This window comes from Mesoflavibacter sp. CH_XMU1422-2, from assembly GCF_037029245.1.
GTDB classification, from domain to species: Bacteria; Bacteroidota; Bacteroidia; order Flavobacteriales; family Flavobacteriaceae; genus Mesoflavibacter; species Mesoflavibacter zeaxanthinifaciens.
Genome location: NZ_JAYMEE010000056.1, coordinates 290216 through 309904, shown reverse-complemented (window position 1 = coordinate 309904; position 19689 = coordinate 290216). Strand labels below are relative to the sequence as shown.

General features: G+C 33.5%; 14 protein-coding genes. 2 read left to right on the top strand and 12 right to left on the bottom strand.

The genetic code is table 11. From position 1 onward, the window contains the following. Positions 1-124 precede the first annotated feature (124 nt). Complete coding sequence (locus WA340_RS07385; protein ID WP_336068237.1) at positions 125-1156, top strand: LacI family DNA-binding transcriptional regulator; 1032 nt, start codon at positions 125-127, stop codon at positions 1154-1156. Here WA340_RS07385 and queG read toward each other — a convergent pair. The 11 genes from queG to WA340_RS07330 all read right to left on the bottom strand — a co-directional run bounded on the left by queG (position 1140) and on the right by WA340_RS07330 (position 16185). Beyond that, positions 1140-2060 carry a tRNA epoxyqueuosine(34) reductase QueG gene (gene queG, locus WA340_RS07380; RefSeq protein WP_106677457.1) on the bottom strand — a complete coding sequence of 307 codons (921 nt, stop codon included), beginning with the start codon at positions 2058-2060 and terminating at the stop codon, positions 1140-1142. The genes WA340_RS07385 and queG overlap by 17 nt on opposite strands. Positions 2061-2062: 2 nt before the next feature. Further along, on the bottom strand, positions 2063-3391 hold the full coding sequence (locus WA340_RS07375; RefSeq protein ID WP_336128212.1) for a cytochrome P450: 1329 nt from the start codon (positions 3389-3391) through the stop codon (positions 2063-2065). A gap of 16 nt (positions 3392-3407) precedes the next feature. Then, complete coding sequence (gene ruvB / locus WA340_RS07370) at positions 3408-4430, bottom strand: Holliday junction branch migration DNA helicase RuvB (RefSeq protein WP_027879454.1); 1023 nt, start codon at positions 4428-4430, stop codon at positions 3408-3410. A gap of 67 nt (positions 4431-4497) precedes the next feature. Continuing rightward, entirely contained in the window at positions 4498-6288 is a 1791-nt protein-coding gene (locus WA340_RS07365; RefSeq protein WP_027879455.1) for a cytochrome c oxidase subunit I, read from the bottom strand. A gap of 45 nt (positions 6289-6333) precedes the next feature. Then, entirely contained in the window at positions 6334-7407 is a 1074-nt protein-coding gene (locus tag WA340_RS07360) for a cytochrome c oxidase subunit II (protein ID WP_336128210.1), read from the bottom strand. Positions 7408-7437: 30 nt separating this feature from the next. Next, positions 7438-8838 (bottom strand): quinol:cytochrome C oxidoreductase, encoded by a 1401-nt coding sequence (locus tag WA340_RS07355; protein WP_336128209.1) that lies wholly within the window; start codon positions 8836-8838, stop codon positions 7438-7440. A gap of 26 nt (positions 8839-8864) precedes the next feature. After that, a complete protein-coding gene (locus WA340_RS07350; protein ID WP_027879458.1) occupies positions 8865-9422 on the bottom strand; it encodes a c-type cytochrome in 558 nt (185 codons plus the stop codon). Between the two features lie 9 nt (positions 9423-9431). Further along, positions 9432-9962, bottom strand: a complete 531-nt coding sequence (locus tag WA340_RS07345; RefSeq protein ID WP_027879459.1) for a DUF3341 domain-containing protein — start codon at positions 9960-9962, stop codon at positions 9432-9434. 9 nt (positions 9963-9971) lie between these two features. Then, the gene (nrfD, locus tag WA340_RS07340; RefSeq protein ID WP_106677451.1) at positions 9972-11723 is read right to left on the bottom strand and encodes an NrfD/PsrC family molybdoenzyme membrane anchor subunit; all 1752 of its coding nucleotides are present in this window, start codon (positions 11721-11723) and stop codon (positions 9972-9974) included. 29 nt (positions 11724-11752) lie between these two features. Next, positions 11753-14857 (bottom strand): TAT-variant-translocated molybdopterin oxidoreductase, encoded by a 3105-nt coding sequence (locus tag WA340_RS07335; RefSeq protein ID WP_336128207.1) that lies wholly within the window; start codon positions 14855-14857, stop codon positions 11753-11755. A gap of 32 nt (positions 14858-14889) precedes the next feature. After that, on the bottom strand, positions 14890-16185 hold the full coding sequence (locus WA340_RS07330; RefSeq protein WP_336128262.1) for an ammonia-forming cytochrome c nitrite reductase subunit c552: 1296 nt from the start codon (positions 16183-16185) through the stop codon (positions 14890-14892). Positions 16186-16398: 213 nt separating this feature from the next. Here WA340_RS07330 and WA340_RS07325 point away from each other — a divergent pair, with 213 nt between their 5' ends. After that, positions 16399-16797, top strand: coding sequence for an SPOR domain-containing protein (locus WA340_RS07325; RefSeq protein ID WP_304141916.1), 399 nt, complete (start codon positions 16399-16401; stop codon positions 16795-16797). Positions 16798-16872: 75 nt separating this feature from the next. On the opposite strand, the gene infB is transcribed toward WA340_RS07325, so the two are convergent. Continuing rightward, on the bottom strand, positions 16873-19659 hold the full coding sequence (gene infB, locus WA340_RS07320) for a translation initiation factor IF-2 (protein WP_336128204.1): 2787 nt from the start codon (positions 19657-19659) through the stop codon (positions 16873-16875). Positions 19660-19689: the final 30 nt, after the last annotated feature.

Below are 19689 nucleotides of genomic sequence, written 5' to 3'. Positions count from 1 at the left end.
TAGTTGTTTGTTGTCAAATTTATAACTAGATCTTAATAAAAATATAAATTTCTAAACGAAAACGTTTTCGAAAATAACAAAAACGTTTTCGTAAATTTTAGTTACTTTTACAAAAACATATAAAATGCCAACTACTTTAAAGGAAATTGCAGAAAAAATTAATGTTTCTGTATCTACTGTATCTAAAGCTTTAAAAGGTTACGCTGATGTAAATCCTGAAACCAAAAAGCTTATTCTTAAAACTGCTAAAGAGATGAATTATAAACCAAACTCTTTTGCAGTAAATTTAAGAACTAAAGAGTCTAAAACTATTGGGTTAATAGTTCCTGAAATTGTACATCATTTTTTCTCTAGTGTTATTAAGGGTATTATTGCGCAGGCAGAAAAAAAAGGGTATTTAGTTATAATCTTACAGTCTAACGAGTCTTATGAGCTAGAGAAGAAACAACTAGAGCTATTACAAAACAAAAGAGTGGATGGAATTTTAGTTTCTATAGCAAATGGCACTTCTAAATTTGATCATTTTAAAGAGGTTATAGATAATGATACACCTTTGGTTATGTTTGATAAAATTGCAAAAATTATTGACTGCTCGAAGGTAATTATTGATGATAGAAAAGCTGCTTATGAAGCTACAAAGTATTTAATTGAAATTGGTTGTAAAAAAATTGCCCATTTTAGAGGTCCATTGCTACCTCAAAACTCAATTGATAGATTTTTAGGATACAAAAAAGCACTAGAAGATTTTAACATACCTTACGATTCTAAACTAGTTTATGTTTTAAATGATGTTAGTTTTGAAGAAGGGAAATATTATGCAAAAAAATTAGTTGAAGAACATAAAAATGTTGATGGTATTTTTGTAAATACAGATTTAGTTGCTATCGGAGCAATTACTGCTTTTAATGAAATGAATATAAAAGTTCCTGAAGATATTTCTATAGTTGGATTTAGTAATTGGTTTATGTCTACAGTTGTATCTCCTTCTCTAACAACCATAAATCAACCAGGATTTAAAATGGGTAAAGAAGCTTTTAAAGTTTTATATAAAGAGATTAAAGCTAAAAAGAAAAATGAGGAATTTAGATATAAAAAGGTTGTACTAGATACAGATTTAATAGTTAGAAACTCTACTAAACCTATTTTAAAAAGTTAATATTTCTTTGTAAACCAGAAAATTTAGTACGTTTAACCGCTGATTTTTTAAATAGTTTATTAAAAACATCCTTGGTAATATCTTGCCAATCATTTTTAGTCATAGATAGCAATTCTGGATGCGGATTAAATAATGGTTCATTATGAGGTTTACTAAACCTATTCCATGGACAAACATCTTGACACACATCACATCCAAACATCCAATCGTCAAATTTGTCTTTCATATTGGACGGTAATTCGTCTTTTAACTCGATAGTAAAATAGCTAATACATTTACTTCCATCTACCACATAAGGCTCTACAATTGCTTGTGTTGGGCACGCGTCTATACAAGCTGTACATGTCCCACAATGGTCAGTTGTTGGGTTATCGTAATCTAACTCTAAATCTATAATTAGTTCTGCAATAAAATAAAAGCTGCCCGTTTTTTGGCTTAATAGGTTACTATGTTTGCCTATCCAACCTAACCCACTTTTTGCTGCCCAAGCTTTATCCAAAACTGGTGCAGAATCTACAAAAGCACGACCATAGACTTCTCCTATTTCTTCATTTATAAATGCTAGAAGTTGCTTTAATTTATCTTTTATTACAAAATGATAATCTGTACCGTATGCGTATTTTGATAGCTTGTAACTATCTTCTATTTGCGTTTGTTCTGGGTAATAATTAAGTAATAACGAAATGACGCTTTTAGAATCTTCTACTAATTTTGTTGGATCTAAACGCTTATCAAAATGATTTTGCATATACGACATTTGACCATGCATATTCTTATTTAACCATTTTTCTAAACGTGGCGCTTCTTCTTCTAAAAATTGAGCTTTACTAATTCCGCACGACAAAAAACCGAGACGTTTTGCTTCGGTTTTAATTAATTGCGTGTATTTAGTTTTAGTATTCAATATTATCTAGCTTCAAAATTTAAGATAGCATTTTTTGGTTTTAAAGTAATAAGAGGCAAAATATCTATAGATTTAAATTCTGGCTTGATTTTGTAGCGTTTTATAATTTCGTTTATTGCTATAATCATTTCAAACATTGCAAAATTATTACCAATACATTTTCTTGGTCCAGCTCCAAAAGGAAAATATTGTGAAGAAAATTGTCTACCACCATCTTCAAATCGTTCTGGTAAAAACTTATTTGGTTCTTTCCAAAGTTTTGGATGACGATGAATTTCGAAAACCGAAAACAATAAATTTGAATTCGCTTTAAAATGATAATCCTTAAAATTATCGTCCTCAATATTTACTCGGTCAATAAAATAAACTGGCGGATACAAACGCATAGATTCTTCTAAAACTTGCTGACAAATTTTTGAATTCATTACTTGATTCATCAAGTCTTGCTCATCTTCATTCGCTTTTATTTCATTATAAATTTTGTCTTGCCATTCAGGATGTAACGCTAATAGTTGTAGAGTAAATGTTAGCGCATTTGATGTTGTCTCATGACCTGCTACAAATAGGATTAAAATTTCGTCTAACAGCTGCTTCTCTTCCATTGAAGAACCATCATCATATCTTGCAGACAACAACATATCTAATAAATCGTTGTACTTAACACTAGATTGCTGGCGTTGGTTTACAATTCGTTTTAAAATATCTTTAGACTCTTGCCCTAAATCTAAGTGATCTTGTAATGTACCACTTATTTTAAACCACCAACCTAGGTACGGTTGTCTAAGCTCTTTGACCAACATTTTCTGAACTTCTTCAGTAATGTGTTGTAGTCTATTAATCTCGTCTTCATTTGCGGCACTACTAAATAAAGATTTAACTACAGTTTGAAACGCTAAATCATTAAAAATAGGAAAGACATCTATAGGTTTATTAGTTTCGATTTTATCATACTCAGTATTAATTGCAGACTGAATCGTATCTAATAACTGTTGAAGATTTTTTTTATGAAATGCAGGTTGAATAAGTTTTCTCTGCGTTTTCCAATGATCTCCTTCTGCAGTTAATAGTCCTTTACCAACATATTTTGCTAAATCTTTAGTTTGAATTTTTGACTTTGTATAATTTTTTTGATTTTTCTGAAGTACGTGAATAGCTAATTGTGCATCACGGGAAAAGAAAATATGATTTTTTGCTCCAATATTTAGCCTAAAAATATCACCATATTTATTAAAATTTCTATGATGAAATGGTAACGGGTTTTTAAGAATTTTGAAAGAATGTTTTATAAACTGAAGCAATGAAACCTCAGGAATATGTGTTTGTTGCTCCATAAATTTTATTCTTTTCTTAAAACAAACCGCCTTGTGTTGGTCCTTTTATTTTTCCAAGATGCTTGTAGGCTAGTTCGGTTACTTCTCTTCCTCGTGGCGTACGAATGATAAAACCTTGCTGAATTAAGAATGGCTCATAAACTTCTTCAATAGTTTCTGAACTTTCACTAACTGCAGTAGCAATGGTTGTTATACCGACTGGTCCACCTTTAAACTTATCGATGATGGTAGAAAGGATTCGGTTATCCATTTCATCTAAACCATAAGCATCTACATTTAGTGCTTCTAAAGCATATTTAGCTATTTTGATATCTATAGATCCATTACCTTTTATTTGCGCAAAGTCTCTAACACGACGCAATAATGCATTAGCAATTCTTGGTGTACCACGACTACGTCCTGCAACTTCTATTGCAGCTTCCATAGAAATTGGTACATTTAAAATGTCTGCACTACGCTGTATGATTGTTGTTAATAATTCGGTACTATAATATTGTAATCTACTTTGAATACCAAAACGAGCGCGCATAGGTGCTGTAAGCAATCCTGAACGCGTTGTAGCGCCAACTAAAGTAAACGGATTTAGATTGATTTGAACGGTTCTTGCATTTGGTCCAGACTCAATCATAATATCAATTTTATAGTCTTCCATAGCAGAATATAAATACTCTTCTACGATTGGACTTAAACGATGAATTTCATCTATAAAAAGAACATCTCTTTCATCTAAGTTAGTAAGAAGTCCTGCAAGATCACCTGGTTTATCTAAAACTGGTCCAGAAGTCACTTTAATACCAACATTAAGCTCATTAGCTAAGATATTGGCTAATGTCGTTTTACCTAAACCTGGTGGACCATGAAAAAGCGTATGGTCTAATGCTTCTGACCTTTTATTGGCTGCTTGTACAAATATTTGGAGGTTTTCTAATACCTGATCTTGACCTGTAAAATCGCTAAAATTTAGAGGTCTTAAAGTTTTTTCGATATCAAATTCTTCAGGAGAAAAATTATCGTTTGTTGGATCTAGGTTTTCATTCATACAAAAGCAAATATAAAGAAAAAGCCTTTCTGTTTAGAAAGGCTTTTTAAATATTTTAGAGTGATGATTAGTGTTGTAACTCTTCTTCTCCTTCTTTTAAAGGTACATCTTGAGGAACAAAGTCGTCATCATGTCCTGGTTTACTATAATCGTAAGCCCATCTGTGTACAGTTGGGATTGCTCCTGGCCAGTTACCGTGTATATGCTCTACTGGAGTAGTCCATTCTAAAGTGTTAGACTTCCATGGGTTTTGTTCTGCTTTCTTTCCGTAGAAAATACTAGAGAAGAAGTTATAGAAAAATACGATTTGGAAAGCTCCACCTACTAAAGCAAATACAGTAATAACAACGTTCACATTTGATAAATCATCAAATAATGGGAATGCACTGTTTGTATAATAACGTCTTGGTAATCCTGCCATACCAATAAAGTGCATTGGGAAGAATACACCATAAGCACAAACTGCAGTGATCCAGAAGTGAACGTAACCTAAGTTTTTGTTCATCATTCTACCAAACATTTTAGGGAACCAGTGATAAACACCTGCAAAGAAACCATAAAGTGCAGAAATACCCATTACTAAGTGGAAGTGAGCTACTACAAAATATGTATCGTGGACGTTAATATCTAATGCGCTATCTCCTAAAATAATTCCTGTTAAACCACCTGTAATAAAGGTAGAAACTAAACCTATAGAGAATAACATTGCTGGATTAAGCTGTAAGTTACCTTTCCACAATGTGGTAATATAGTTAAATGCTTTTACAGCAGAAGGAATTGCAATTAATAATGTTGTAAAAGTAAATACTGAACCTAAGAATGGATTCATACCTGATACAAACATGTGGTGACCCCATACAATTGTCGATAAAAATGCAATTGCTAAAACTGAAGCAATCATGGCACGATATCCAAATATAGGTTTACGTGAGTTGGTTGCAATAATTTCTGAGGTAATACCTAATGCTGGTAATAATACGATATAAACTTCTGGGTGACCTAAGAACCAAAATAAATGTTCAAATAATACAGGAGATCCTCCTTGGTAATGTAAAACTTCACCTTGAATAAATATATCTGATAAGAAGAATGATGTCCCAAAACTTCTATCCATTATTAATAATAAAGCTGCAGATAATAATACCGGGAAAGAAACAATACCAATAATTGCAGTTACGAAAAATGTCCAAATTGTTAAAGGTAATCTAGTCATAGACATACCTTTTGTTCTAAGGTTTAATACTGTAACAACGTAGTTTAATGATCCTAAAGCAGAAGAAGCAATAAAAATAGCCATAGAGGTTAACCATAATGTCATACCAAGACCAGATCCACCTTGAGCCATAGGTAAAGCACTTAATGGAGGATAAATAGTCCAACCTGCTGCTGCTGGTCCAGCTTCAACAAAAAATGAAGCAACCATTATTACACAAGATACAAAGAATAACCAATAAGACACCATGTTTAAGAAACCTGAAGCCATATCTCTTGCTCCAATTTGTAATGGTATTAATAAGTTACTAAAAGTACCACTTAAACCTGCTGTTAATACAAAAAATACCATGATGGTACCATGAATTGTTACTAAAGCTAAGTAAATATCTGCGCTCATTACACCGTCTGGAGCCCATTTACCTAAAAAGGTTTGAAGGAAAGCGTTAGGTTCTCCAGGCCATGCAATTTGCATACGCATCATTAAAGACATTACAACTCCAATAATTCCCATTATAAGCCCAGTAATTAAATACTGCTTGGCAATCATTTTATGGTCTTGACTAAATATATATTTAGTTATAAATGTTTCTTTATGGTGATGACCATGATCGTCATGTGCATGTGCTTCTACGTGTGCTGACATAATCTAATAATCTTTTCTTTAATTAAAATTTTTCTTTTTCTAGAATTACAAATTTAATGAATTTTTGAACTGTTTTTGTTCTTTCATCCAAGCGTCGAACTCTTCTTGAGTTTCTACAATAATTTTCATTTGCATATTGTAGTGAGATGTACCACAAATTTTATTACATAAAAGTAAGTAATCAAACTCGTAAGGTTCTAAAGCTTCTTCACCATTAGCAATAAGTTCTTTACTATTTTCAGTTCTTATTTTATTAATGTTTGCAACTTTATCTTTAATTTCTGGTACTTCTCTCATTTCAGCAGTAGTTTTTGTTGGAGTAAAACTAAACTGAGTAATCATACCAGGAACACAGTTCATTTGTGCTCTAAAGTGAGGCATATAAGCTGAGTGAAGTACGTCTTGAGAGCGCATTTTAAATAATACTGGTTTACCTACAGGTAAGTGTAATTCTGTTACAATAACATCATCTTGGGCATTAGGGTCAGATTCATCAACACCTAAAATATTAGCCTTATCTAAATCAATTAATCTTACGTTAGCTTTACCTAATGCGTTATCTGCTCCAGCATATCTTGCTTTCCAGTTAAATTGTTGTGCATAAAGTTCTACAACCATAGGATCTGCTTCTTCATCAACATTCATGATGCTAGTCCAAGTAAATAAACCTTGAATGATTAAACCTGCTAAAACTATTACCGGAATGATTGTCCATATAGCTTCTAATTTGTTGTTATCTGCAAAGAATAAAGCTTTTCTTCCTTTTTGACCTCTGTATTTAAAAGCAAAATAGTGTAATAAAAATTGCGTTACAGTTTGAACAAAGAAGATTACGACTAAAGAGATTATCATTAATCTATCTACACTTGGTCCATGCTCTGATGCAGAATTAGAAAGTAACGGTAAATCACCATATTTTGCAATACAAACAATTGTTATTGCATAAATGAAGATTAAGAAACCTATCATTAAGTAACCGTTTACTTTGTTGTCATTATCATTAGCAACTTGGTTATTTTCTGTTGATTTACCCGTTTGAGTTAAGTCAAAGATTTTAACCATTTGCCAAATGGCAACGAAAATAAATACTAAAACTAAAATTGATATTAAAGCCGTCATTGTTGTCGTTCTTCTTTATTTGTTTTTTTATTAATAATGGAAATGTTCACTTTCTTTTACAAAAGGATTTCCTTTTGCTGTTAAAGGTGCTTTTGATATTGCATAGAATACTAACAATAAGAATAATCCAGCAAATAATAATATTGAACCTATTTCTGGTACACCAATAAACCATCTATCTCCTACTGTTGCAGGCATAATCATATTGAATATATCAAGATAGTGACCTGCTAATATTACAACTCCTGCCATTACAACAAACCAAGGAATACGTTTGTAATCACTGTTCATTAATAATAATAGTGGGAAAATAAAATTCATTGCTACCATACCAAAGAATGGTAATTTATAATCTTCTATTCTAGTTACAAAGTATGTTACTTCTTCTGGAATGTTTGAGTACCAGATTAACATAAATTGAGAGAACCATAAATAAGTCCAGAAAATACTTATACCGAACATGAATTTTGCTAAATCATGAATGTGACTATCATTTACTTGTGGTAATAACCCTTTAGATTTTAAATAAATTGTAATTAATGCTATTACAGTAATACCACTTACAAACATACTTGCAAATACATACCATCCAAATAATGTTGAGAACCAGTGAGGATCTACACTCATTATCCAGTCCCAAGACATCATAGATTCAGTATAAATAAAGAATACTAAAAATCCAGCTGCAATACGGAATGATTTTTTGAAATTAGAGTTATCTCCAGCTGCTGCTTCATCTTGAGCTAAAGAGAATTTACGAGCGAAGAATCGGTATATACTCCAACCTGCTATAAAAATAATACCTCTAATTAAGAATCCTGTTGAATTTAACCAACCAGATTTTCCTGCTACTAATTTGTCAAAGTGTTCGCTTTCTGGATTAACCATGTCTGGATTCATCCAAACAAAAATATGATCTCCTGCCATCATTGCAATAGCTAGAACAATTATAGCACCAGGTAAAAGGTAATACGTAATACCCTCCATTACTCTAAATAATAAAGGAGACCAACCTGCTTGTGCTGCAAATTGAATTGCATAAAATGCTAATACACCTAATGCTATCATCATAAAGAAAAATGCAGCCACATATAATGCTGACCATGGTCTGTTATGTATCTGATGTTGAACATGTTTTGCATGCTCGTCACCGTGATGAGCATCTGTACTTAAGTGATGTCCAGCATCTTCTAGTGCTCCATGCGAGTTTGTATCATGTGCATTGTCTGAATGGTCATTACCTCCTTTAACAACATGCTCTTCTGTTTGATGAGAATCGCCATGACGTCCATGACTTGCTTCTGCCGCTAACATTTCTTTTACTTGGTCTAATGTTTTATGAGAACTCATAAAACCATAGGTTACCCCTAAAAGTCCTAAAACAATTAAGATACCAGCAAAAATCTTTAGTCTATTTGAAAACGTGTACATATCTTTATATAAACTTTATCTAAATCTTATTTTTCTAAATTTGCTTTTAAGCTTAATACATAAGCTACAACTTGCCAACGCTCTTCTTCATTTAGTTGATTAGCATAGCTACCCATTGCATTCTTACCATAATAGATAACATGGTAAATACTACCTTCATTTATCGCTCTACCTGCATCTGCATAACTAGGAACTCCAAGTATTTTTTCTCTCTTTACTAATTGTCCTTGTCCTGCACCTTTATTACCGTGACAAATACCACAATAAATATTGTAAAGTTCTTTACCTCTATTTAAATCAACTTGAGTAGAATCTAATGGACTTGTTAATTCAGCTTTAGCTAAATTGTATCCATCAGTGTCTCCTGCATAATCAAAAGGCATATATCCTCTTGAGATTGTTCCTTCAACAGGCAATTGTGCTTCTACACCATTTGCAAAAGCATCAGATTCTTGATAAGCCTCATAAGCAACAGATTCGTACATGTTTGGCATGTATTCGTAATTAGGTCTTGTCTTTTTATTACATGACGTAAACGATACTGTAATTAAGGCTACTATTGTTATTTTAATTAAATGTTTCATTGTATCTAATTAATGAGCTTTATCAACTACGTTAATTTCTACTGCACCAGTTTCTACTAACAAGTTATGTAATTCGTTTTCGTTTCCACTAACAGGTATTTCCATTAAGAAATGGTCATCAGTAGTTCTAGGATCAGGGTTTTCAGCTTTTTTGAAAGGCCACATTCTACTTCTTAAATAGAATGTAATTACCATTAAGTGAGCTGCAAAAAATACAGTAAGCTCAAACATAATTGGTACAAAAGCTGGCATGTTTTCTAAGTAGCTAAAACTTGGTTTACCTCCAATGTCTTGAGGCCAGTCTTCAATCATGATAAAATTCATCATTAAAACTGCAACTGTTAAACCTACACAACCGTATAAAAAAGCTGTTATTGCTATACGTGTTGGTGCTAATCCCATTGCCTTATCTAGTCCGTGTACTGGAAAAGGTGTGTAAATTTCTTCTATATGATGTTTTGCAGCTTTAACTTTTTTTACTGCGTTCATTAAAACATCATCGTCGTTATAAATAGCGTGAATTACTTTTGAAGCTTCCATATGCTACTTTTAGTTTATTAAATTTTTAGCTTGTCCTGACCAATCATCACGTTCTGCTCTTCCTGGGAAAGAACCTGTAATTTCATCTAACAAGTCGTATTCTTTCTTTGTCATCTTACTTACTTGAAGGTAAGTATAAATACCTATACTGTTAAGTACTTCTTCCATTTTAGGGCCAATACCATTGATTTTCTTTAAATCATCAGCAGTTTGTGTTGCTGGGTCAAAGGTTCCTATTCCTGAAAGTAAATTACTTACTTTTTCAGTGTTTTCAGGTTTTGGTAATGCTTCTGTTGTTGGAGCTGCCTCTACTTTAGGTGCTTCTACTTTATTATAAACAGAAGTTCTTTTGTCTGCGCCTGTTCCTACTAAACTGTCACCTCTTTCTCTTATGTTTTTATAGCGTTGTCCTGAAGATTTCAAGATTGTTTTAACCTCTGCTTGTGCTATTACAGGGAACGTACGAGAGTATAATAAGAATAATACAAAGAAGAATCCTATTGTACCTACAAAAATACCTATATCTACAAAAGTTGGAGAGAACATTGTCCATGAAGACGGTAAGTAATCACGGTGTAATGATGTAACAATAATTACAAAACGCTCAAACCACATACCTATGTTTACAACAATAGAAATAAAGAATGAGAACATAATACTTGTACGTAACTTTTTAAACCACATAAACTGTGGAGAGAATACGTTACAAGACATCATCATCCAATATGCCCAAGCGTAAGGACCAGTTGCCCTGTTTAAGAATGCATATTGTTCAAATTCTACTCCAGAGTACCAAGCTACGAAAAGCTCAGTAATATATGCCACACCTACAATAGAACCAGTAATCATGATTACGATGTTCATTAACTCGATGTGTTGTACTGTAATATAATCTTCCATATTACACACTTTTCTCATAATGATAAGAAGTGTATTTACCATTGCGAAACCAGAAAAAATTGCTCCAGCAACGAAGTATGGTGGGAAGATTGTTGTATGCCATCCTGGTATAACAGACGTTGCAAAGTCAAACGATACAATTGTGTGTACCGAAAGTACTAATGGTGTTGCTAAACCTGCAAGTACTAAAGATACTTCTTCAAAACGTTGCCAGTCTTTTGCACGACCTGTCCAACCAAAACTTAATAAACTATATATTTTCTTTTGAAATGGCTTAATTGCTCTATCACGTAACATTGCAAAGTCTGGTAGTAATCCAGTCCACCAGAATACTAATGATACTGACAAATACGTAGAAATTGCAAATACATCCCAAAGTAATGGCGAGTTAAAGTTAACCCATAACGATCCAAATTGGTTTGGAATTGGTAATACCCAATATGCTAACCATGGACGACCCATGTGAATAATCGGGAATAAACCAGCTTGAACTACAGAGAAAATTGTCATTGCTTCTGCAGAACGGTTAATTGCCATTCTCCATTTTTGACGGAATAATAAAAGTACTGCTGAAATCAGAGTTCCTGCGTGACCAATACCAACCCACCAAACGAAGTTAGTAATATCCCAAGCCCAGTTTACTGTTCTGTTTAATCCCCAAGTACCAATTCCTGTTGATACGGTATAAATAATACAACCTATTCCCCAAAGAAAAGCAACAAGAGCAATTGAAAAAACAATCCACCATTGTTTATTTGCTTTACCTTCTACAGGAGCAGCGATATCTACTGTTACATCGTGATACGATTTCTCGCCGGTAACTAGAGGTCTTCTAATAGGTGCTTCGTAATGAGACGCCATAATCCTTATATAAGTGTTTCTTAGTTAATTTATGATTCTGTAGTATTTCTTACTTTAGTATGGTACATCACATTTGGTTTTGTACCTACATGCTCTAGTAAGTGATACATTCTATTATCTTCTGTAAGTTTTGCAACTTTACTTTCTTTATCATTGATATCTCCAAAAATCATCGCTCCACTACTACAAGCTGCAGAACATGCTGTTTGGAACTCTCCATCTTTAATCTCACGTCCGTCACGTTTAGCATCAAGAATGGTTTTTTGTGTCATTTGGATACACATAGAACATTTTTCCATAACACCACGAGAACGTACTGTTACGTCTGGATTAACAACCATACGACCTAAATCGTTATTCATGTGATAATCAAACTCATCGTTTCCATTGTATAAGAACCAGTTAAAACGACGTACTTTATATGGACAGTTGTTAGCACAGTATCTTGTACCTACACAACGGTTATATGCCATATGGTTTTGACCTTGTCTACCATGAGCTGTTGCTGCAACTGGACAAACAGTTTCGCAAGGTGCATGATTACAATGTTGACACATTATTGGTTGAAAAGCCACTTGAGGATTATCCGCTGGATGTTCTAATTCTCCAAACCCACCTAATGATCCGTTATCTCCGAATAGTCCAGAGAAACCTTCTTTCTTTTCATCATCAGCTTCAAAAGTTTCTTCAGAAGAATAGTATCTATCAATACGTAACCAATGCATATCACGACTACGTCTTATCTCTTCTTTTCCTACTACAGGAACGTTGTTTTCAGCATGACATGCAATAACACATGCTCCACATCCTGTACAAGCGTTTAAGTCTATAGATAAATTAAAGTGGTGACCTATTGATCTATCAAATTCATCCCATAAATCTACTTCTGGTGAAGTTACCGGAGTTTCTTCATGGTTTAATGATACTTCAGGAATTGGGTTCCAATAATGTTTATCTTTAGTATTGAAAATTTCTAAAGTTGTTTCTCTAACAATATCACCACGACCCATTAAGGTGTTTTGTAATTGTACGCAAGCAAACTCATGCATTCCAGTAGCTTTTTCTACTGTTACAGATTGCACATTGTTAAAGTCTTTATATAAAGGATAAGCGTTTACACCTGTTTGCATTTCTTCTTTTAAACCAGCTGTACGACCGTATCCAAAAGACAAACCAACAGATCCTTTTGCCTGTCCTGGTTGAATAATTACAGGAACTGTAACACTTACACCATTGGCTTTTACAGTAGCATAACTACCATTTAAAGCACCTGTAGCTTCATGTTCATTTACTAATCCCCAAGCTTCAGCATCTGATTTTGATACTGTTAAATAATTATCCCACGATGTTCTAGATATTGGATCTGGAAACTCTTGTAACCATGGATTATTAGCTTGTTGTCCATCTCCCATACCTGTTTTAGTGTAAAGCACTAATTCAGTACCTTTTGATTTAGCTGAAGATGCTAAAGCTCTTGCAGCATTACTTGCAGGTGTTTCGTCTTGCTCAACTTCTTCAGTTTCTGCAACTTCAGCTGAGTTAATTGAACCTACAAATATTCCATCGTGTAATGCTTTGTTGAATGAACCTCCATTAAGTACACCTGCATTCCACGTAGTTTTGATATATTCATTTAAAGAAGAATCGTTACCGTTCCACTTTAATAATGCTTCTTGAAATTGTCTTGTATCAAATAAAGGACGAATTGTTGGTTGCATTAAACCATAGTGTCCTTTTTTAAATTCTACATCTCCCCAAGATTCTAAATAATGTGGTGCTGCAGCAAGATATTCTGAAACAGATGCAGTTTCATCTTCTTTCATTGTAAAGTAAATTGAAAGATCTGTTTTCTTAATTGCTTCAGCAAAATCTTTAGCGTTAGGTAAAGTATACATTGGGTTTACACCACTCATAATTACCGCTCCAACTTTACCAGCTTTCATATCTGATATTAAAGTTTGAACAGCTTTTGCATTACCTTGACGTGTTTTTATAGGTGTTTTAGCATCAAATGCTTTACTATTTAAAGCTTCGTTAATTTCTAAAACAACTGTTTGAGCGTTTACATCTTGAATACCTGATACTAACACACCATTGCTTCCTGCTCTTTTTAATTCTGAAGCTACTTTTTGAACAGCCTCTTTTACATTTGCTGGTAGTGCATTAGCATTTACAGATCCACCGACAATTAAACTATGTAATTGCGCTAACACTAATTTTTGGTTAGTTGGTGTTACAGGAACACGCTTATCTGCGTTTGCACCTGATAAAGACATATTAGATTCAAATTGGATGTGACGTGACATCTTACCATCTTTCGGTATACGTCCTTGCGCATAACCTGCATCAAATCCTCCACCTTGCCAATCTCCTAAGAAATCTGCACCAACAGAAACTATGGTCATTGCTTTAGAAAAATCATAATTAGCTAAACCACGCTCTCCGTATTTAGCTTGGAAAGCATCTAAAGCAGCAGATTCTGAAACAGCATCATAAACCACATGGTTTACATTACCATAAGCTTCAGTAAATTCAGCTACTAATTTGTTGGTTGATGGACTTGAGTATGTTTGAGTCAACAAAGCAATTTGCTTTCCTGACGCTTTAATTTCATTTAATTTTTTTGAGGTTTCAGCATCAAAATCAGACCAAGAGATATTATTACCTCCTTTTTTTGGTCCTTGAAGTCTTAAGCTATCATACAAATCTAAAACTGAAGCATTAACTCTTGCATTAGCACTACCGTGTGTTGGTGCTAAAGTGTTATTTTCAATTTTAATTGGACGACCTTCACGAGTTTTTACTAAAACACTAACATAATCAAAACCATTTGCAATTACAGTAGCATAATAGTTAGCTACACCAGGAACGATTCTTTCTGGCTGAACTACGTAAGGAATTGATTTTACAACTGGTCCTTCGCAAGCCGCTAAAGAAGCAGCAGCTGTACTAAAACCAACATACTTTAAGAAATCACGACGTGTTGTTGAAGAACTCTCTAACTTATCTTTATCTCCTAAAAACTCGTCAGTTGGAATTTCTTGAACAAATTCGTTTTGTTTTAGCGTCTCAACAATAGAGCTATTCTCATTTAGCTCCTCAACACTTTTCCAGTATTTCTTGTTTGATGACATATTATATAATTGAATTTATTTCTTATTAATAATTAATAGTGACATTTACCACATTCTAATCCACCCATTTGAGCAGCAGTAAGGTTTTCGACACCATACTTTTTAGATAATTGCTCGTGGATTTTTGTGTAATAAGCGTTGTCTTTAACTTTTACATTGGTCTCTCTATGACAGTTAATACACCATCCCATTGTTAATGGTGCATGCTGACTCATAATTTCCATTTCTTCAACTGGACCGTGACATGTTTGACACTCTACACCTGCAACAGTTACGTGTTGCGAGTGGTTAAAGTATGCAAAGTCAGGTAAGTTGTGTATTCTTATCCATTTAACTGGAGAAGTTTCACCAGTATATTTTTGTTCAGCATCATCCCAACCGACAGCAGCATAAAGCTTTTTAATTTCTGCGTTGTAATCAACTCCATATTCAGCTAAACCTTCTTGTTGAGTCTCTGGCGCTACTTCGTAAATTGATTTATGACAATTCATACAAACGTTTAACGAAGGAACACCAGAATGCTTGCTAACTCTTGCTGAAGAGTGACAATATTTACAATCTATACCATTTTCTCCAGCGTGAATACGGTGAGAATAGTGAATTGGCTGTACCGGCTCGTAACCTTGATTAACGCCAACTTGCATAAAGTAACCGTAGACAAAATATGCCGAAGCTAACAACAACACAATTACACTTACCAATACTAAAAATTGATTTTGAATAAATGCTTTCCAAATAGATGTACGTTTTGTAGATTCTAATTCAACACCTTTTGCTTCAGCAAAGCGACGTAATGTTTTGTTTACTAAAAATAATGCGATTGCTAATAAAGCAAACAACAAACCTAAAGCACCTAAAATAATATCATTTGAAATACCACCTTCTACTTGAGCTGTTCCTGTCTCTGTTCCAGGAGTTGGCGCAGGTGGCGGAGCTGCTTCGGTAGCAGTGTATGCTAAGATATTATCTATATCTGCATTAGATAATTGAGGAAATGGAGTCATTGCTGCACCACCATACTCTTCATAGATTTTGTTAGCGTAAGCATCTCCAGACTTAATCATTGATGGACTATTCTTAATCCAAGTGTATAACCACTCTCTATCTAAGCCTTCTTCTTCAGAAAGACGCTGCTCTACATTACGTAGCGCTGGACCAGTCATTTTCTTATCAAGCTTATGACAAGCCGCACAATTAGCATTAAACAATGATTTTCCTGCTACAGGATCGCCATCTTGAGCGAAAAGCGAGGTAGAAAAAGTTAGTAAAAAAATTAAGCTTAAACGAAGGGAATTAATGCCTAACTTACGGTGAATCACCTGTTTCATATTATATATTGAATTTACTTCTTGACTTTGGTATGATTTTTTCATCTATATTTTACAAACACAGTTATAAAATGCGCTATGCAAAAGTAATATTTAAAGTCGATTTTAGAAATGTTAGCGAACTGTTAATTGGTAATTTAGAGTAATTCTAAATAATAAATTAACTAATAAATAAGTTTATAAAATTTACATTTGCATTAAACAAAGATAAAAATGAATAAAATTAATACCTTAAAAACCTTATTGTTAACAACTGTTATTATTCTATTTAGTAATGAAATATTTGCTCAAAATGGAAACATTACCGTTAATGAAGACGATAAATTGACTAAAGTTATCGAGATTAAAAAAGATCTAAATAAGGAGAATACAGATTTTAATAAATATAAAATTCAGATTTTCTCAGGCTCATTAGCAGCAGCTGAAAAAGAGAAATCGAAATTCATTAATTCTTATGAAAAATGGTCTAGTGAGTTGGTTTATGAAACGCCAAATTATAAGGTATGGATAGGTCGTTTTAGAAGCAGATTAGAGGCTGATAGAGCGCTTATTGAGATTCAAAAGAAATTCCCTTCAGCATTCATTTTTAAACCTAAAAAAGACAAAGATTAAGACTGTTTTTTATTTAAAATAAAAAAGCGATTCTAAAGATATTAGAATCGTTTTTTTTTATGATTTAAATTAAAATTACTTTAACTTCTTTTTTACTTCTACTTCATGGAATGCTTCTATAACATCTCCAATTTGAATGTCGTTATAGTTTTTAATCTGAAGTCCACAATCGTATCCTTTAGACACTTCTTTAACATCATCTTTAAAGCGTTTTAGAGAAGCTAATTCGCCTGTATGAACCACAACTCCATCTCTAATAATTCTAACCTGAGATGATCTTAAGATTTTACCGTTAGTTACCATACATCCTGCAATTGTACCAACTTTAGATACTTTAAACAGTTCTCTAATTTCTACAGTACCTGTAACTTCTTCTTTAACTTCTGGAGATAACATACCTTCCATAGCGTCTTTAAGATCGTTAATAGCGTCATAGATGATAGAATATGTTCTGATATCTACTTCTTCTTGATCTGCAATTGTTCTTGCATTACCAACTGGACGAACATTAAATCCGATAATGATGGCATCTGAAGCTGATGCTAATAACACATCGCTTTCTGTAATTGCACCTACACCTTTGTGTAAGATTTTAACTTGAATTTCTTCTGTTGAAAGTTTTTGGAATGAGTCTGTTAATGCTTCTACAGAACCATCCACATCACCTTTAAGAATGATATTTAACTCTTTAAATGTTCCTAAAGCAATACGACGACCAATTTCATCTAATGTTAATGTCTTAGTTGTTCTAACATCTTGCTCACGTTGTAATTGCATACGCTTGTTTGCAATTTGCTTAGCTTCACGTTCATCTTCAAAGACATTAAACTTATCACCTGCTTGTGGCGCACCATCTAATCCTAATATAGATACTGGTGTTGATGGACCAGCAACTTCTACATCATGACCTCTTTCGTCATGCATTGCTTTAATCTTACCACTATGTTTACCAGCTAATACGTAATCTCCAATTCTTAATGTACCTGCTTGCACTAAAACGGTTGCGACATAACCACGTCCTTTATCTAAGAACGCTTCTACAATTGTACCAACTGCAGGTTTATTTGGATTTGCTTTAAGCTCTAATAATTCTGCTTCAAGCAATACTTTTTCTAATAAATCTTTTACACCTGTACCAACTTTTGCAGAGATATCATGCGACTGAATTTTTCCTCCCCAATCTTCTACAAGTAAGTTCATGTTTGCTAAACCTTCTTTAATCTTATCTGGATTAGCTGTAGGTTTATCTATTTTGTTAATTGCGAAAACAATTGGTACTCCTGCAGCTTGTGCGTGAGCAATTGCTTCTTTTGTTTGAGGCATAATATCGTCATCAGCAGCTGCTACAATTATTGCTATATCTGTAACTTGTGCACCACGAGCACGCATTGCTGTAAAGGCTTCGTGACCTGGTGTATCTAAAAAGGCTATTTTTTGTCCATTTTCAAGCTCTACACTATATGCTCCAATGTGCTGAGTAATTCCTCCTGATTCTCCTGCTATTACATTTTCTTTACGAATATAATCTAATAAAGATGTTTTACCGTGATCTACGTGACCCATAACAGTTACGATTGGTGCACGAGATTTTAAATCTTCCGGTTTGTCCTCTACTTCTTCAATAGACTCTTCTATATCTGCAGTCACAAATTCTACTTCATAACCAAATTCTTCTGCTACAATAGTTAATGTTTCTGCGTCTAAACGCTGATTCATTGTTACCATCATACCAAGAGACATACATGCTGAGATAATAGATGTTACTGGTACATCCATCATTGTTGCAACTTCGCTTGCTGTAACAAACTCTGTTACTTTAAGAATTTTACTATCTGCTTGTTCTGCTTGTAAGTCTTTTTCGGTTTTTTCTCTGTGCTGCTCTCTTTTTTCTCTTCTATATTTAGCACCTTTACCCTTATTAGACTTTCCTTGAAGTTTTTCTAAGGTTTCGCGGATTTGCTTTTGTACTTCTTCTTCGCTTGGTTCTTCTTTTACAGGAGCGCTTTTACGTCCTTTTTTACCTTTAAACCTACTGTCTTTTTTATTATTGTTATTATTTCTGTTATTACCAGAGTTGTTGTTATCTCCAGGTTTAGAAATACGTCTTCTTTTCTTTTTGTTTGAAGAATCGTTAGATTTTTTATCGTCTTTCTTTTTCTTAGGCTTATTGAATTGAGAAAGATCTATTTTATCTCCAGCTATTTTTGGACCAGAAAGCTTTTTATATTGGGTCTTTATGGTTTCTTCTGCTGGTTCTGGTTTTACTTCTTCAGCTTTTGTCTCTTCGGTTTTTGGCTGTTCTTTTTTAGGCTCTTGTTTCTTTTCAGCTTCAATTTTAGACTTTTCTATTTTAGGAGCAGCAGCATCTTCCTTTTTAGAAACTTCTTTTGAGACTTTTTCTTCTTTTGGCTTAGGCGCTTCTTTGGCTTTTTCTGCGGTTGGCTTTTCTTCTTTTTTAGCCTTTTTACCTTGGTCTAAGTCGATTTTACCGACAGTTTTAGGACCAGAAAGTGTTTTTGAAGCCTTAACAACTTCTTGCTCTTTTTTAAGAGCTTCTTCTTTTGCTGCTTTTGCTGCTTTTGCTGCCTCTTCTGCTTTCTGCTTTGCCTCTAATTCTTTTTCGCGCTTTAGCCTAAGTTCTTCTTTTTCTTTATTCTTTTCTTCATTTACTTTTTGCGACTTGATTTTTTTATTTGCATCAGTCTCAAATTCATCAGAAAGAATATTGTAAGTGTCTTGCGAAATTTTTGTAGTAGGACGCTTCTCTATTTCGATACCTTTAGAATCTAAGAATTCTACAGCACGATCTAAAGAGATGTTAAGCTCGCGTAATACTTTATTTAATCTAATTGTTTCAGCCATAAATTGCCTTTAACCTTGTTTTTTTTCAAA

What these genes read in the sequence shown, in the direction of transcription:
- WA340_RS07385 (WP_336068237.1), top strand. Translation starts at nt 125, where the DNA reads ATGCCAACTACTTTAAAGGAAATTGCAGAAAAAATTAATGTTTCTGTA.
- WA340_RS07375 (WP_336128212.1), bottom strand. Translation starts at nt 3,391, where the DNA reads ATGGAGCAACAAACACATATTCCTGAGGTTTCATTGCTTCAGTTTATA.
- ruvB (WP_027879454.1), bottom strand. Translation starts at nt 4,430, where the DNA reads ATGAATGAAAACCTAGATCCAACAAACGATAATTTTTCTCCTGAAGAA.
- WA340_RS07365 (WP_027879455.1), bottom strand. Translation starts at nt 6,288, where the DNA reads ATGTCAGCACACGTAGAAGCACATGCACATGACGATCATGGTCATCAC.
- WA340_RS07360 (WP_336128210.1), bottom strand. Translation starts at nt 7,407, where the DNA reads ATGACGGCTTTAATATCAATTTTAGTTTTAGTATTTATTTTCGTTGCC.
- WA340_RS07355 (WP_336128209.1), bottom strand. Translation starts at nt 8,838, where the DNA reads ATGTACACGTTTTCAAATAGACTAAAGATTTTTGCTGGTATCTTAATT.
- WA340_RS07350 (WP_027879458.1), bottom strand. Translation starts at nt 9,422, where the DNA reads ATGAAACATTTAATTAAAATAACAATAGTAGCCTTAATTACAGTATCG.
- WA340_RS07345 (WP_027879459.1), bottom strand. Translation starts at nt 9,962, where the DNA reads ATGGAAGCTTCAAAAGTAATTCACGCTATTTATAACGACGATGATGTT.
- nrfD (WP_106677451.1), bottom strand. Translation starts at nt 11,723, where the DNA reads ATGGCGTCTCATTACGAAGCACCTATTAGAAGACCTCTAGTTACCGGC.
- WA340_RS07335 (WP_336128207.1), bottom strand. Translation starts at nt 14,857, where the DNA reads ATGTCATCAAACAAGAAATACTGGAAAAGTGTTGAGGAGCTAAATGAG.
- WA340_RS07330 (WP_336128262.1), bottom strand. Translation starts at nt 16,185, where the DNA reads ATGAAACAGGTGATTCACCGTAAGTTAGGCATTAATTCCCTTCGTTTA.
- WA340_RS07325 (WP_304141916.1), top strand. Translation starts at nt 16,399, where the DNA reads ATGAATAAAATTAATACCTTAAAAACCTTATTGTTAACAACTGTTATT.
- infB (WP_336128204.1), bottom strand. Translation starts at nt 19,659, where the DNA reads ATGGCTGAAACAATTAGATTAAATAAAGTATTACGCGAGCTTAACATC.